Source organism: Caldanaerobacter subterraneus, from assembly GCF_004345675.1.
Lineage (GTDB): Bacteria > Bacillota > Thermoanaerobacteria > Thermoanaerobacterales > Thermoanaerobacteraceae > Thermoanaerobacter > Thermoanaerobacter subterraneus.
The window spans coordinates 18,165-34,319 of record NZ_SLWU01000015.1 but is presented as its reverse complement, the minus strand read 5'-3'; the positions used below and the strand labels follow the sequence as shown (position 1 = coordinate 34,319).

The window sequence follows — 16,155 nt, the reverse complement described above, 5'->3', positions numbered from 1 at the left end:
TCCCTCTTAGGTAGGCTAAAAACCACCAAAAGTGTTTAAACCAAATGGTGAAATCGTCCGTTTCAATCCCTCTTAGGTAGGCTAAAAACATCACTGCCAAGAAAGCGTAAGTACTGTAGAAATGGTTTCAATCCCTCTTAGGTAGGCTAAAAACACAGAATCATCAGCGAAAGGTTGGCACGTGCCGAAAAAGTTTCAATCCCTCTTAGGTAGGCTAAAAACAGGTATGGCTAATACAATGGCTATGGATATAAACAGAGTTTCAATCCCTCTTAGGTAGGCTAAAAACCAGGAAAGGGGGCAGGAGGATTAGTCCTCCTCCTCCGTTTCAATCCCTCTTAGGTAGGCTAAAAACCTTTTTAGAGGTGGTAGAATGCTTATACCTATTTTGTTTCAATCCCTCTTAGGTAGGCTAAAAACAAGTACACATAAACTGTGGATAAGTCTGTGGATAAGGTTTCAATCCCTCTTAGGTAGGCTAAAAACCGGGATACCAAACTCTCCGAACTGGTACCCCGCTTTTGGTTTCAATCCCTCTTAGGTAGGCTAAAAACGGAGCCATTTTCAATCCCCATACAAGGGACGTCATAGTTTCAATCCCTCTTAGGTAGGCTAAAAACTTGTTTTGCTTTTACGCTTTAATGCGATATAATTAGAGTTTCAATCCCTCTTAGGTAGGCTAAAAACTATCTGAAGACCTCTCTATGCTTTTAGAATGTGATTAGTTTCAATCCCTCTTAGGTAGGCTAAAAACGTTGAAGGAGCAACAAAGCTTTCTAAACCTTCTAAATGTTTCAATCCCTCTTAGGTAGGCTAAAAACGTATAAGGGCGACGAGGACGCCATTGGGGTCGCATAGTTTCAATCCCTCTTAGGTAGGCTAAAAACTTAAGGGCTGCCCATCTTCTCTCCCTCCCAAACCCTGGTTTCAATCCCTCTTAGGTAGGCTAAAAACAATGCAGTTGTATCAAGGCTTTGAAGCATCGTTTTTTGTTTCAATCCCTCTTAGGTAGGCTAAAAACGTCTTTGTGCTATATCTTGTTTTGCTTTTATGCTTGTTTCAATCCCTCTTAGGTAGGCTAAAAACTCAGGGTCTGTGTAATCAATACGTACGTAACCATTCAGTTTCAATCCCTCTTAGGTAGGCTAAAAACACGTTCAAGGCCTCATAAAAAGCGGATGAAAATTTTGTCTCTAATAATGACTTTGTCAAGTATCTTGCTTTTATTATATCACATTATTAAATAAAATCAATTACCTTGATGAAAACAAAAAATAAAAATGTCGTCGATCTCCAGTGATTTTTGCATTATTAGGGATCGACGACAAATATTTTGTTATTCAAATACGTTTAATAAAATTGGTATCAACAAATTATTTACAAAAAACACAGTAAAATAGAAAAATCACTCAAATCAAAGTTACCCCTATGAAAAAATAGAATTGTTTAAAAATGACTATGGGAAAGTACCAGAATTTATTGATAATAGTGAATTTCTAAAAACTTTTAGAATTCATTTTTGGAAAATATTCCTGATGAAACTCCTAAACTTTTGTAAAAACAACTCCAAGAGAAAATCACAAATTTGAAATTACCGTTCGTCTCAGAATTCTTCATAGTTTATCAAAAAAACTTGAAGGGTTTAATATATCCATTCCTCTCCTCCTTTTTTTATCCCTAAAAGTTCTCTTTTAGTATATTTAGTATTGCCTAAAATATAAAATAGAACAGAATCTTCTTCAGGGTCAATAATGCGAGTAAGGTCATTTCTTAAAGCTCGATAGGTAGCTTCTGTGAGTTCTCCTTCCAATACAGAATTCTGCACCCAAGTGAGATAACGCCGAGCGGTTTTTAGAACTTTATTTACTCTATTTACATTTACATCATATACCAAAATCACATACATAACTTCTCCACTCCTGCAGAAAAAATAGTTTAATCTCACCATCTACTCACAAAAGGTTCATATAATTCTTCTCCAATAAGATGTTTTTCTATCTTATATAGTTCCAATCGAATCAAAGTCTGATAACTTACATTGCGTTTAAGACGGCGATGATAAAATGTGGTTTGTAGTTTATCTTCAAATTCTTGCACATAAAGACGCCTGCCTCTTTCTTTTAGTAAAAACACTTCTCCTTGATTTTCAAAATCGTCTTCTTTTATGACATTCTTATTTAAGAGGGTAAAAAGTACTCTATCGGCATAAATAGGTTTAAAAATTTCTGCTACATCTAAATTCAGTGTAAAACGCCTGAAATTAGTAGTGTGGAGATAACCAATCCTTGGATCTAAATGTGTCTTATAAATTTCTGTCAAAATTTTAGTATAAACCAGTGAATTTCCAAAGCTAATAAGGGCATTCAGAGGATCAGTAGGTGGACGCTTATTTCTGTTTTTCAAAATAAAAGGGGTGTCATCAAGTATTGTGTTAAAACTTTCATAGTAATAACGTCGAATATTTCCTTCTAAAGCCATTAGTTCTTCCACTGAAGAAACCGAAGATAAACTCTCTTCTAATGAGGAAATGGCATACAAATAGCTTTCTAAATCTTTACCACGATTCTGATAATACTTTAATACCTGTACAATATTGGCTACTGCACCTTGAACAAATCTTTTTGCTAAGTCTAAACGTTTAGTAGAGTCTAAGTAATGTTCTGCTTGCTTCAAAATTATATAGCCTGAATTGTAATGTTCCCTAGGATAAAAAGTTCCTACATAGTTACCATAGTAACCAAAAAAATGCAAAATTATTTCTTTATCTTCGGCGAATTCTATAAACTTTTTGTTCAAATCAACTTCTCCAAAAACATATATATCCCTTACACTTTCTACGGGAAAATATTTTTTCTCCTTTTCACCTTCCACGCAAATGGTATTATCTTTTCTATACAATCTGCCATTGGCAAAAAGGTAAAGTGTTTTCTGCAAATACTTTTCACCTCACTTTTATTACTATTTCATTAATCATACCTATGCCCAGCAAAATTCGGCATAGGCACATTTGGAACAATAACGTCCTCTGTGAGGAGATGGAGGAAGCGGTTGGTTTACCAATTCTAAAATTTCCTGCTTTACCTTTTCTACTTTTCCTTCCCATTCTGGGGTTAAAATCAAAATCTCTTTTTTTCTCTCCTCTGGAAATAAAAGTTCTCCTTCAGCCTCTATCCCCATATTTTTTAATTCATAAAGATAAAAAGCTAACTGCATTCGTGCAGCCTCTATAGCTTTAGAAGTTTTCTTAACTTCAGCTATCACTAAAGTTTTTTCGCCCCTTTTAATCATGTCTAAAGCCAAATGTTCTATGTGCACTTCTTTTCTTTCCCTACTATAGGCTTGTTTTTGAATTAATCTACCTATCTGTAAAAATATATTATCTTCGTCTGGACATACCTGTCGAGACATAAACCATACCTGACGTGGACATATAAAAAAGGCCTGTACATAACTGCCTATAACCTTAAATAGTTCTTCTTCCAAAGGAAATAAAGTACTCAATAGATCCACGCCCCTTCCTCCTTAAGCTTAAATCCAGTATTGGGGTCATAAAATTCATCTACTAAATCTCTGGAAAGATAGGGTATGGTTTTGCCTATATCTACTTTGTTTATCAAGACTTTAGCTGGTACAGAAATAATGTATCGTCCAAAATCCTTTTTTATTTTGTAAAAGGCTTCCCATCGCGCTTTCCGATTAGAGGCTTTAATTACTTCTCTTTGATAAAAATCCCAAACTTCCTCTGCTTTATCATCTAAAGCTACATAGATACTTACAAGGTCCCACCGATTTTTTATTAATTGAAAATCGTTAACACCATAAGTATCATTCTGTGCTTTAGTAAACCGGCAGTAAGACATAGCCTCCAATAGCCCCATACTTTTACTCTGGTCTTTTTTCTCCCTGACCATTTCAAAAAATTGTTCCACTAAAACAGGGAATTCTTTTTCATCAAATTCTCGCCTTTCTGAAAAAACTTGCTTGGCGCAATGAATATGAACTCCTCCATAAACTGATGGAGCCATAATTTCGCCTTTTTCATTTATCAATTCAATAAGTTTTACTGTACCCTTATCATGTTTAAAATTACGATTACATCTTCCCGCTGCCTGTATGACCGAATCGATAGGTCCAATATCTCTCCAAACCTCATCAAAATCCAAGTCTACTCCTGCTTCTACCACTTGGGTAGATATTACAATGGGTTTCTCTCCTTTTCTCAGTATCTCCTTGATTTTCTTTATCCTCTCCTCTCTTTGCAAAGGTATTATATTAGTAGATAAATAATAAACATCAGCTTCAGGCATAAGCTTAGTTAGTTTTTCATAAAATTCTATTGAACTTCTGATAGTATTAGATATCACGAGATAAGACTTGTCTTTCTTATAATTATTGACAAAAATTTTAACCGCATCTTCTATACTTTTTTCTCCACCTTCAATTTTTAATCGAACTCGAGAAAGTTCATTAAAGTATCCGATAATATCTTGGGCTTCCCCTGCTAACTCTATAGCTTCCCCAGGACCAAACCACTCTGGTCTGGTAGCAGTCATAAGAATCAACCTTAAATCAAAATATTCTGCTGCTTCTTTCAATACTTTTATCACAAGAGGCCAATACTCAACTGGTATATTTTGTACCTCGTCCATTATTAAAATGGAACGGTTAAGCTGGGAAAATTTTTTAAGCATTCTATTTCTATTCCCTATCAAAGTATGAAGTAACTGTACAAAAGTAGTAACTACCACCTCACTTTTCCAGCTTTCTATAAGGAGCATAGCTTCGTCAAAAGCTCGCATATCTTCTTCCTCTCTATCTTGATAAAAAATTTCACTCAAGTGATGGTGTTTAAGTAAATAAGGCGAAGGAGTGGAGGAAAACTGATCTACAGTTTTAGAAAAAATCTGATGCATTACTTCATAAGTTTGATCTATTATGCTTGTAAAAGGCAGTGCATATATAATTTTAGGAGCCGTGCCATAGATTTCTTTTAAGCGCTCTCTTAAAATGAATGCTGCATTTATAACAGCCAGAGTCTTGCCACTGCCAGTAGGAGCCGTAAGAGTAAAAAAGCGATGATCAAGAGGTGCGTTTCTTATTCGTTCAGCTGCTTGTTCAAAGACTTTTTCCCGTATGTTAACAATTTTAGGTTCTCCACTAGGAGTAAAATGTTTTTCTTTATATATGACTACCAAATTAGAAGGAAAATCTACTGGTTTAACTTCTCTGACCCGTCCGCTGTGAAGTTTATCATTATTTATTAGTACAGAAAAGAGAGAAACCATTTTGAAATATTCATTTAACTCCTGGTTTTTTGTGGTTTTTTCTCGATAAAATTTTCTCCATTTTTTATAAAGTGAAAGATAAACATCCTTCCAATCGTGAAAAAATTCATTTAAAAGCTCTTCCCAGTTTTGCTTCAAAACAGAAGGGACAGGAAGGTCTTTCGCACTTAACATTTTTATTAACCACTGCCTGGCTTTATTTAAAGAAAAAGAAACAGCTTTTGCATGTTTTTTTAAGTCTTTTATTTGCTGTTCTATAATTTCTAACCGTCTGGCTTTATTGGGATCCAGAGCTTTTTCATAATAATCTTCCATCTCTAAAGGAGATATTAGGTATTCTTCTATATTTCCCAAATCTCTGTGATGCCAGAGAACTGACATAAAAACCATTAATTCATCCCAATCTTTTAATCCTTCTTTGCCTGTTAAAAATGCACTCCATATGGCTGAAATAAAAGCATGATCTTTATAGGGATTAGTTTGCTCTTTAAGTAAATAATCTTGAAAATAAGTAGTATATTTACCAAAATCATGACCAAACCCAGCAATAATACCAGGAAAAAGCAGTTCCTTCTCATTGGGTAGTTTGATTATGTCTTCTGCAGATTTGAGTGCAACGAAAACTAAATGAGCACCTAAGCGATAGAGGGCTTTTTGTTCTCTGTGGGCATAGTAAACCATAATTCTCCCTCCATAAAAGCTACATTTTCTTCCCCTGAAGGCAGAGCAAAACTATACGCATCAACTGAGAGTATAGCTTTCCAAGGTCGCCCCTGAGTTTCGTAGATATAACTTTTAGGGGGCAAAAGATTTCTCCCCTCAGAAAAAGCTTCAGGAGCTTTTTCTCTGTTTAATGTAATTCCATTAGTTAGAAAAGGCTGTTTCAGAAAATCAACCGTTAAAATAGAATGAAGCATGACCTCTTTTCCTGCAGAAATTACTTTTGAAGGTTCACCAAAATATACTAATTGAGCTTGGGCAATAAATTCTGTCAAACCCAGGTAAAGAGGAAAATACGGTTTATTTTGCTTTAGCCTTTTGGCAACTTCCTCTGTTATTTTTTCTTCTCGATGTCCAAAATAAATGCGGTAATTCAGCATAGGAGCTCCTCCCCCGGGGAGGAGAAGCTCCAGAGGTACCTGGGTTCCTTTCATGAAACCTAATTTTTTCATCACATTTAAATCCTCTTCCTTAGTTCTAATATAATTTACCGTCTGAAAAAGACTCCGCACTGGAACTTTTATAACTACTCCAAATCTCGCGTTGTCGGGATTTAATTTTTCATAATAACTATCCCTTTCCCACCCCAAAATAGCTGCTATTATCCCCATCAATACTGTTCTCGGAGGAAAAGGATAAGACAAAGAAGAAGTATTAGTATAATATTTGCGGAAATGGGCGAAAGGCCCCCGCAAATCAAATACAGCTATCTTCATATCTTCTTCTCCCTTCTTAAACCAGAGATATTACTTTCGAAGATCCTAATATATTTTCCAACATCTCAGAAAAAGTTCGTTCTTCTCCATTTACAAGTGTCCTCAAATCTAGATCTTGCCATACGAATACCCTGTTAATCTTTTCTTTCATACCTTCCAAATATCTTGTAATTCCTCCAATTTCTAATTTTACATCTTGAATAGAGCGCAATCCTTCCTCTTCAGAAAGTCGGAGATATTGTCTTAAATCTCCTATGAAGGTCTCATCATCTATATATTCAAATCGGACATAGAGTCGAGGATATTGCCCAATTTTGGAACGAGTAGCCAATAAAGGAATAGCTTTAAGCATAGCTTGATCTAAAAGTTCTAAATCCTCATAAGTAGTAGCCCCCAATGGATTTTCTCCCGCTTTTTTGTACATCTCCCTTACCCGGCGTGCACTGATAATCCCGTGGAAGGCAATCAAAGAATAATAAAGTCTATAATCTTTTCCAAAAGTGCCTTGCCCAGCCTGCTGCCTTGAAGAAAATTGGGAAGAAATAGTATTAGATTCTACTAATTGAACTCTATTGAGAGAATATCCCCAATTAAACTGTACTGGCCCAGTAAGAGTTATCCCTTCTCCTTCTCCTTTTTTCCCACCTTTTATAGGCATGGTAGCTCCGAAAAGGCGTACATCAATTAGTTTTGTAAGTAAAATTGGCAGATCGGCACTACTAACGCTATCTTCACTATCCCTACCCAGGACCTTTTTTATCCTATCCTCGGCTTGCACTACACCTTCAGCTTTAGTCACATAAATAGTCTGGTCCTCTCCCTTGGCTTGGAAATAATCGTACAAATAGTCTCTTATGTAGCGTTTAAGCCTCACATCGGAAACTAAATTACGCTCTTGTTCTAAATCCATTCTTGGTCTATTTTCGTCATCGGGGTCTCCGTTGGGATTGCACATTGTCGCATCGTAAATAAACAATATTTCACCATTTTTATCAACAAGATTCCTCATAAAATCATTCCTCCTCTTCTTTTTCTTCTAAATTTTCTTTTTTACCTGACATTCTGGAACCAAAAGCATACCCTGACAGTATATAAAAGACGTTTTCCTCAGATGTCAAAGGCCAATCTTTTTCACCGCGGTATTTGTCCATGAGCTTTTTCATCTCACTGTAAACCTGCTCATTGAAGCGAAGTTTATCATACTGTCTTAGTTTTTCAAAAATCAAGTTGGACAATTGCTGAACTTTTTGCCAGCTCATACCTTGATAGTTGATTTTGTCTAAAATAGGTTTGCTCTTATGCCCTGAAGAGTATTGTCCCTTACCTACTTCGCTTATGAGATAGCCCATCAAAAAGAGAGCAGCCTGAGGTTCATTATATTTCATCTCTAATAAATAGCTCTTTATCTCCGGCTTTAAATCCGGCATTTCTGATATTTCTGGCAAGTTCCTCACTCCTTTCAATAAATTTTCTTCCTTCAAAAGTTTTATTAATAGTCCAGCCCTTAAAATTTCCTGGCTTAAAACCCAATCCCTATTTTCTTGAGTAATTCTTCTCCTCTCTTGATTAGTACCAGCTAATGAATCTGTTAAATAGATACGCGCCAATATTACAAATTGAGTTATAAGAAAATTATAGTCTAAAGGATTCCTTTTAAGTAGGCCGTTATAAAGATAAAGTAACTTCTTATGCTCTGTTTTATCACCCTCTTTCAAAGGCAAAAGATAATATAGTTTTGTAAGGTCAAGCCACCAATCTCTTTTTGAAACACCACCTAATAATTCAACAGCTGTATTTGAGAGTTGGTTACTTTTTCTAAAGATTTGGTATAATCTGCTTGGGGCTACATCTTCAATTAAACCTAAGACTCTAAATTCACTTTGCGCTTTTTGATAAAAAAGGAAAGTTAAAAGAGCCTTATCTTCTATCCCTCCTTCTCCCATTTCTTGAAGCATTTCTCTAAGCTTTCTTTCAAATTCTGTTTCATCCGTTATACTTCTTACCTGACCGGTAAAGTCTACAATATTTTGTGTTTTTCTTTTTAATTTTTCTACTATGGCTGAGAAATCTACCCTCCATTCTTCTAAATCATGTGTTAAAAGGAATGAAGGCAAAAGCAAGAAATTTATATTTCCTATTCTAAATCCCAAATTGCTGAGCATATATCTTTCAGCTACCAAAAGGGAATTAAAACACTCCTCACAAATGAGAAAATTGCGAGAAAAACCTTTCATATCTAATTCAGAAGCAAAACCAATTTTATCAGTTATATAAGGCTTAAAAAATTGGAGTCTTTTAAAAGCAGTAGGACTAACTCTTTCCTTCTTCTCTCCACAAATGGAGCAATATCCTTCCAGCACCTCTTCTTCAAATCCTTCTGTGCGATGCTCGATGATTACTTTGTCATAAGGTGACAAATCTACTAATGGTCTATCATTTAAAACTATTGTCCACAGAACTATTTGCCTCTTTTTTACTCCAGTTTTTCTAGCAATCTCTTCTGACAACTCTTGCGCTACTAATTTGGCTAAATCTTTTTTCTTAATTAGCTCTTTAGCTTTTTTAATAATATCTTTAACTTCTTTTTGCGCCTCTTTATCAGTTTGCCCTCTTTGCTGATACTGTTTTAACTGATATAAAAGTTTATCCAGTTCACTAAGACCTTCTTTCAGCTTTTCATTCTTTAGAGGAAAACCAATTTTTCTAATATTAAACAAGCTCTCACCATTTGGCAGCAAAACAAAATATTCTTTTAATACTTTATCTATTGAAAGGGCCAATTCTGAATTTTGCCTGCCCCGGCGTAAAAGTGTCTGATAAAGGTTATAGAGTGTAGAGCCCACAAGATAATTTAAATTAGTCACCGTAAGGAATATCTGAGGTATATTCCCTTTGGCATTGCCTACAAAGCGCCAGCGAAGCAAAAAATCTTTTCTAGATTTATCTTCCTCTGGAATCTCCTCAAAATCAAAATTAAATTCTAATTTTCCCCCTTTTTCAAAGAATTGAAGTTTGACTAAATATTGTTTTTCATCCTTCTTAGGTGAAGTCAAATCTTCTATAAGGTAGAGAAGCATTTCTTCATCAACGCCTAAGTTTTTGCCAATAAAAGTTACTGCCTCTAACATTTTTATCCCTCTCTCTTTAATGATTGTATCAATTCTCTCTGAGCTCTTTCGTCTGGCTCAAATCGACCATAACCTACAGCAGTTTTAGCTCCGGCTCCAGCCCAGCTAAGAGCTTCTTTTATCCATTCCTGCAATTTGACTATATCTTCTTTCCCTTCTTTACCACGAGGAGCTATGGCAAAAACAAAAGTTTGGTCTGAAGCTACTGTTAAAAAAGGTATGGGCACAGGGTCATACCAATCTCCCGGCGTTTTTTCGATTTTACTTTTCTCTTGCAAATAATAGGGGCTGTAATGGGGTGTCATTACATCAGCTTCTAATTTAATAGCTTTTATTGGTAACACATCAAAGAAAATAATACTCCCTACTTTATCGGATTTGCCCTTGCCTTTGGGTCCAAAGATTTTCTCTATTTCTTCCGAATCTATCTCTCCCCATTCATCTGCCCAAGAACGGATTAATCCTTTGAAAGAACTTCCCGGAAGATAAGGCACTCCCAAAGTATGGTGCCAAACAAAACCATTTTCTATGGGGTGTTTTCTTCCCAAGCCGGTAACAAACCGCCACTGGGTTTTGTAACACATATAACTTCCACCCAAAGTCGTTACAAGAGATAAAAGGCGAGTAAGAGCTTCTTGTATAAGTGATGGGTCGCCTATGTCACCATTAGTCACCGATTGAATCCATGCTTTTTTCCCATCTTCCGCTATAGTCCAACCGTCTTTCCATTGATGGAAAAATTTATCATACCAGAGGCCAGTGTTGAAATTTTTTTGATATTTTCCCCACAGCTTAATGTTGTGCACTTCTTGATAAAGAGGAATCATGATGTTTCCTCCTTCTCAACAACAGTCTCTTTCTTAAAAAAAGCCACAGCAAATTTTTTAAGCCACTCCAGATAAGCTAAAACTTCCATTTGGGCTTGAATATATGTCTCCCTGTTACTGTTGACAATGGCCTCCATCAAATCTTCTGCATTGCGATAAGGAGCTTGGGAATGATCTCTGCAGAGCCAGCTCTGTATGGAATTGTACAGGACATAGTGGAGGTCTTCCTTATCACCTTTGGCCTGGGCTAAAAGAGTAGCCATGGCTTGTCCTAAGCCATTTGCCAAAATTGCTGCAGGCAAACTTTCTACATATGAAGCGTATTTATTCTTATCATCAGAAGAGTACCTACCATTGTCGTTATTTATTTTTCTAATTTCGTTCAAGGCATGTTTAGCCCTTTCTTGAGCAATAGAGGGCCTCATCTGGATTCACCTCCAGAAAACCACTGTATCCTGCACCAACCCTGACCTATGGTTTCGTTTCCTCCCACTTGGAGATATGGACTATCTTTAAACAAAGACTCAACCTCATATAAGTCATTTTGATCCTCTGTAAGTTTTCTTTCAAAAATAAGAGAATAGAATAATGTATCAGGGGGAATTACTTCTTCATACCATAGGTTGTCACTGGTCTTGTTTTTATTCAGTACATTCCGGGCATTAACAGGTAGTCCGTACTGAGCGAAATATTGAAATTCTTTATCATCGATGATCACTAACTGAGTTTCTAGACGCTTTTTTACTGAATCATGGGGAATGAACTCTTTTAAAGTTTCTACTATTTTATTGAGATCTTTACCTTTGCTTGTGGAAAAAACTATTTCTTCCAGAAAAAGTTCTCCCATTTCTTCTTGAACTAAGGCTTTATCCCCCGGGTCAGGTATATCGAAATCCCAAGACAGCCCCATCAGCTCTCCATCTCTTTTTAGACGCTCTAAAATATAGGGGCAAGTAACCCACTTAAAGGGGCCTGGTAGAGACCTCACAGGTAAAAGAAGAAGACGAGCATCGGTTATAAGCAAAGATCCCGCTTGGTTTGATTCGCCAAAAATCCGCTTTAATTTTTCTTCTTTTTCTCCCCATACCTGCTCTGCCTTATCTCTCAAAGCACCTTTTAAGCTAGAACCCACTATAACTGGATAACCTGTGGTTTTTTCCCGAGCTACAGGTAAGTCCACTGCTCCTACCACTTGTCCCACCCCAGGATGCAAACTGGTCTCCGCAAAAAGAGATAAAATACTACCCTTCATCTTATCTCCTCCCATCTACCTATAATTATCTGGCTAAAGCCATAATTTCTTTTTTCTCCTAAGCATTGCCCATGAAGTTGTCTCAGTTTCTCTTTTATGCCCTCTCTATTTTCCGCTTCATAAAACCATAGGCTACCAGGAGGAAGAACAGGTACTAAAGGCCTAGGTTCCTGTTTTTTTAAGTCCCATCCTCCTATATATAGAGTTTTACCTATGCATGCCGATACCACTTTGCTAGGGATTTCATTAGTAATCTCTGGAGGACCTTGAAGTATAACGGTATCTAATTTTTCAAACCATCCAGGCGTAATAAGTAAAGCAAAAAAGCGCAATTTGCCATCTTTATCAGGATGAATTTCTGGAAATGAAGGTAAAACTTTTTCAGGCAGTTCTTCGTTTATCTCAACCCTGGCCAGGCGCCCTTCTCCACCTAAAGGTATTGCTTTGATGCCAGAAATGTCCCAATCATCAGGAATGCCTCCTACATATATGGCCAAAGATGTTTCTTTTTGAGGTCTTACATGAACTACATAGTAAAGATGGCCCTCCTTGGCGGTGCGGGTTTTATCGGACCGCTCCAAACCTATGCGGGCTTCATTCAAATATATCTTGTCCCTGGGCAATATATCTTCCTCATTGGGAAGGCCGCCTTGTATCACCTTCTGAAGACCTTCTCGAGATATATACTCCCCTTCTATTACCTTATACCTTTCTCCACCTTCACCTGCTATAACAGGAAGGCGAACTTCCCCTAAATCGCAACGAACCCTGGAACCGGGCACCAACCTCAAAAAATCCTTGCCTTTTTTCAGAAGTAAAAGAGGTGCAGGAAAATAAGGCTGATTTTTGTACAAGAGATGAGGACCTCTAAACTGAATTTCACCTAAATTATCTGAATCGCCCAGCTCTTTAGGCCATAAATTAGGCTTTTCAGGAGACCACCCTCTCTTTATGGCTAAACTATATCTTACTGCCCCCTGTAGGGTGGTTATAAAGGGTGGAAAAAGGCTCTGTACGCTACTGTATCCTCCTTCGCCCGCATGAAATGAGACTCCGCCCCGGAAAAAGAAAGTGTCCAAAGCTTCAAAGGACCACCTGCTCCAGTTCATACCCCCACCCCTTTCTGGCTTAGAAATTTCACCAGCATAAGACCATCGGTCTGAAAACTGGCTTTGTCTACATCCATCAAGTACCCCTTCCCATCTTCCTTTTCTTTTCTTTTAACCCTCTGGCAAAGCTTTAAAATATTCTTTGCTTTTTCTCTTGCTGTAGGCCAGTCCACTTGGCGCTCCCTATTTTTCCTGTATTCTGCAGCCAAAAGGTCTACTAAATGCTCTTCAGATATCCATTGTTCCGGTAGCTTCCCCTCCTGAGAAAACAAAGGTTCTATTCTCTCCCGCAAATTGTAAAAGAAAGCAAAATTGTATTCTTTAGGCTTGTCTCCTTTGGACAAAGCATTTAAAAACTCATCAAAGATATTGCTGTTATGGGTTTTGATGAACTCCCAAGGAGCAGACCAAGTTAAAACTCGCCCCGATCCTTTCCAAACAGTTACAGCTAAGCTATCTCTTCCAGTTTCATCTTTAGCTACTCTATCCAGTATGTCATGAGCCTCCTTTATAACTCCTGTTAATGGAACATTGTAGTGGGCATATACTAAAGCTGCTGAAATAGTGCCTTCACCATCTTCCTCCAAAACTTTGTAATCATCTCCAAAGGTTTCCCTAAAAGCATTGACGTATGCTTCCCGCAACTTAAGAGCCAGAGATAGCGCTTTTTCCAGAGAAACCATTGCTAAGACGTCATCTCCTCCGGCATAGACCAAAACTCCATTATGAAGTTGTACAACATCTTTTACGTTTTTAGAAAAACTATTCAAGGCAGAACTAATCTTTTTGGCATTGTACCTTCGCAAAAGAGCACCCATTCTATCTCCATCCATCAAAAGAAGAGCATAGAAGGAAGAAGGCTTTTCTCCTACCTTGCCCGTAAGCTCCTTTAAAGCTTTTTGACATTTTTCTCTCTCATCTTTGGGATCTTCCCCACCTTCTTGCACCCAGAGATTGGGATTACTCAAAGCAGCTTGGTGAAAACAATTGCCATTCAGAGAGAGAAATTCTCTCGTCTGGGTATCGCGGTTTGCGATTTCTCTCAGCGAAGGGAAAAGCTCTAAATCTTCCTTATATGTAGCTCCAGGAAGAGAAGAAGCACATTCTGCGTATTGTCTCACTATTTCTGGAAGATTTTTTACTGCCTTTATTATCCACGGCAAAGCTGACAAATACGGAGTAGAAGGATAATTTTTCTGCTCAGGATCCCATCCTATAGATTCACGAGCTACCAAAGGAAAAAGCCTTTTGATTAACCCTATAGCAGAAAGTCTCTCCCTTTCATCCAGCTCGTACCCGCCTACTTGTTTTCTTAAAGATTCCCAAAAAGCATCCTGTTTTTCTCTTTCTCTTATGCGCAAATACCCTGAAAGTTCCTGAAAATGTCCCATCAGGGTGCATTTATCACCAGGTTCAGGTGGCAAGATACGTCTTCTCCAGTTTTTCTTTCGATCTAAAAGATCTATTTCTTTTTCATCCCCCAAAGCCCAGTTTATCTCCCAAAAATTTTCGACCTGACGCCTCCATATGTTTTCCGTATCTTTCCCCTCATGAGCTATGGGTTTTACAAACCTCTCCCAAACAGCTTGAGCTATCTTTCCCCATCCGCTTCTTACAGCATCTGCGCATCTTTGAGGCTCAAAATCTTCTGGTACTATTGCCATAAAGCGATTGGGCAGAGTAGCAATACTGGGTCCTTTTTGGATTTTTACTCCTTTTTTTAGCGCCTCTATAGTTTTTAGTAGCGGATCAACTATTTTACCCTGATCAGTTACTGCAGGAAATACAATTTCTCCATTACCCTCTAGAACTTCTATAATTGCAAGGCCCGAAAGATATGAAAGGAGGAAAGAGCCAACCCAGAAGTCCCTGGTTTTTCTGGCTTGAGCAACAAACTCTTGAACAGGACCTATTGAAAAATGTAAACTCACTTTACTCATTTGGCCACACCACCTCGGCTTTTAAAGTAGGGCGCTCAAGAAAGATAGAAATCACATTGTAGTCTACTTGAGGAGGTATAATCGTCGTTTGTCTTCCTGTTTTGATTTCCACATTTACATTAGAAGGTAAAAATTGAGATGGAATCAAGCTTAGCACTGCTACATAACTACCGTCGGATAATTTATGAATGTGAATAAACAAAGGGCTCGCTCTTCTCTTTTGTCCTTTTGAATGTGGTTCTATAGAAACTTTTCCTTTACCGCTAAAAAAGTAATTATGAGGTAAACCAAAAACCACTCGCCGTGGAATTCTGTTAATTTTCTTTCCATTTAAGAAATCCAGCATTAAGTCATGGTCATCAGTAAAATTTTGCTCCGCCTTCTCATTCCAAGGTAACATATGTTTATCTTTTGAAGCTCGACCGTAACTCCGATATCTCAGTAATTCCATACCGATCTCATTTAAAAGTGCAATGGGATCACTATTTCCCTTTTTTATAAATATTTGAGTTTTAGTACTAAAAGCTGTATATGGAGGCAGATCACTGCTTTTGCTTACTATGTTTAGAAATTCTCGGATGATATTTTGTAACTCTTCTACATTACAAGGCTCATTCCACTCTTCATTATTTTCAATTCGCAGAGAAACCAGAGAAAGAGAGCCAAAGCCTCTCCTGGACCTGGCTCCTGCTCCGCCAAAAAGCCCCAGAGCCTGTAAAGATTGTTTCACAAATTTTAATTCTTCTTCTGATACAGATTTTTTTAAGAATAAAGTGAGAGTAAAACTCCTGCCGTTTTCAATATATGACCTAATTAATTCTCCTTTTTCTGTCAAACCATACCCTAAGTAATTTAATCCATAAGTATATTTATTGAAAATCTGTTTCTTATTAGGCATAAGCGTATTATCATCAATTTTTATAAGAAACTTAGCTTGCCCCTCAGTACTGCCAAAAATACTATTTTCTACCTCAAAAACTTTTTTTAGAGAACCCAGCTGGGGCCAGGCAACAGCCCGGAACCAAAATCGCAAGAGCCCTTTCAGGCTGGAAGGCCTAAGCTCTGTATCAGTTCTATTATCAGCCCCACCCATGAACATAGGTGTGCTTATATGATATGTAGCTTCAATTCGCACTTTCCCACCCCTTTTCTTTTGCCAATCTTAAAAATAAATTTAC

General features: G+C 37.3%; 13 protein-coding genes and 1 CRISPR repeat array (1 of these 14 cut by a window edge). All 13 genes read right to left on the bottom strand.

Annotated features, from left to right (window positions below):
• Window positions 1-1,153: a CRISPR direct-repeat array (repeat unit 30 nt; unit sequence GTTTCAATCCCTCTTAGGTAGGCTAAAAAC); it reaches 22,759 nt to the left of the window's first position.
• A gap of 489 nt (window positions 1,154-1,642) precedes the next feature.
• From cas2 to cmr1, 13 genes are read right to left on the bottom strand one after another with little or no spacing between them, the layout of a single operon-like run.
• Window positions 1,643-1,906: a CRISPR-associated endonuclease Cas2 gene (gene cas2 / locus EV203_RS08060; RefSeq protein WP_132039956.1), complete on the bottom strand. Its 264-nt coding sequence runs from the start codon at window positions 1,904-1,906 to the stop codon at window positions 1,643-1,645.
• A gap of 35 nt (window positions 1,907-1,941) precedes the next feature.
• Window positions 1,942-2,934, bottom strand: coding sequence for a type I-B CRISPR-associated endonuclease Cas1b (cas1b, locus tag EV203_RS08055; RefSeq protein WP_009609690.1), 993 nt, complete (start codon window positions 2,932-2,934; stop codon window positions 1,942-1,944).
• 42 nt (window positions 2,935-2,976) lie between these two features.
• Window positions 2,977-3,510 carry a CRISPR-associated protein Cas4 gene (gene cas4 / locus EV203_RS08050; RefSeq protein WP_100525991.1) on the bottom strand — a complete coding sequence of 178 codons (534 nt, stop codon included), beginning with the start codon at window positions 3,508-3,510 and terminating at the stop codon, window positions 2,977-2,979.
• On the bottom strand, window positions 3,498-5,966 hold the full coding sequence (locus tag EV203_RS08045; RefSeq protein ID WP_009609694.1) for a CRISPR-associated helicase/endonuclease Cas3: 2,469 nt from the start codon (window positions 5,964-5,966) through the stop codon (window positions 3,498-3,500). Before EV203_RS08045 ends, cas4 begins: the two co-directional genes overlap by 13 nt.
• Window positions 5,921-6,721 (bottom strand): type I-B CRISPR-associated protein Cas5b, encoded by an 801-nt coding sequence (gene cas5b, locus EV203_RS08040; protein WP_009609715.1) that lies wholly within the window; start codon window positions 6,719-6,721, stop codon window positions 5,921-5,923. The genes EV203_RS08045 and cas5b overlap by 46 nt, the downstream gene beginning before the upstream one ends.
• Before the next feature lie 16 nt (window positions 6,722-6,737).
• Entirely contained in the window at window positions 6,738-7,730 is a 993-nt protein-coding gene (gene cas7b, locus EV203_RS08035) for a type I-B CRISPR-associated protein Cas7/Csh2 (RefSeq protein ID WP_043883750.1), read from the bottom strand.
• Window positions 7,731-7,734: 4 nt separating this feature from the next.
• The gene (locus EV203_RS08030; protein WP_043883751.1) at window positions 7,735-9,849 is read right to left on the bottom strand and encodes a TIGR02556 family CRISPR-associated protein; all 2,115 of its coding nucleotides are present in this window, start codon (window positions 9,847-9,849) and stop codon (window positions 7,735-7,737) included.
• A 2-nt stretch (window positions 9,850-9,851) separates the two neighbouring features.
• Window positions 9,852-10,676, bottom strand: a complete 825-nt coding sequence (gene cmr6 / locus EV203_RS08025) for a type III-B CRISPR module RAMP protein Cmr6 (RefSeq protein ID WP_009609695.1) — start codon at window positions 10,674-10,676, stop codon at window positions 9,852-9,854.
• Window positions 10,673-11,101, bottom strand: a complete 429-nt coding sequence (cmr5, locus tag EV203_RS08020; protein WP_043883752.1) for a type III-B CRISPR module-associated protein Cmr5 — start codon at window positions 11,099-11,101, stop codon at window positions 10,673-10,675. Before cmr5 ends, cmr6 begins: the two co-directional genes overlap by 4 nt.
• Window positions 11,098-11,928, bottom strand: a complete 831-nt coding sequence (cmr4, locus tag EV203_RS08015; protein WP_043883753.1) for a type III-B CRISPR module RAMP protein Cmr4 — start codon at window positions 11,926-11,928, stop codon at window positions 11,098-11,100. Before cmr4 ends, cmr5 begins: the two co-directional genes overlap by 4 nt.
• On the bottom strand, window positions 11,925-13,037 hold the full coding sequence (locus EV203_RS08010) for a type III-B CRISPR module-associated Cmr3 family protein (protein ID WP_009609710.1): 1,113 nt from the start codon (window positions 13,035-13,037) through the stop codon (window positions 11,925-11,927). The genes cmr4 and EV203_RS08010 overlap by 4 nt, the downstream gene beginning before the upstream one ends.
• On the bottom strand, window positions 13,034-14,977 hold the full coding sequence (gene cas10, locus EV203_RS08005; protein WP_009609713.1) for a type III-B CRISPR-associated protein Cas10/Cmr2: 1,944 nt from the start codon (window positions 14,975-14,977) through the stop codon (window positions 13,034-13,036). The genes EV203_RS08010 and cas10 overlap by 4 nt, the downstream gene beginning before the upstream one ends.
• A complete protein-coding gene (gene cmr1 / locus EV203_RS08000; RefSeq protein ID WP_043883754.1) occupies window positions 14,970-16,112 on the bottom strand; it encodes a type III-B CRISPR module RAMP protein Cmr1 in 1,143 nt (380 codons plus the stop codon). Before cmr1 ends, cas10 begins: the two co-directional genes overlap by 8 nt.
• Window positions 16,113-16,155 lie beyond the last annotated feature (43 nt).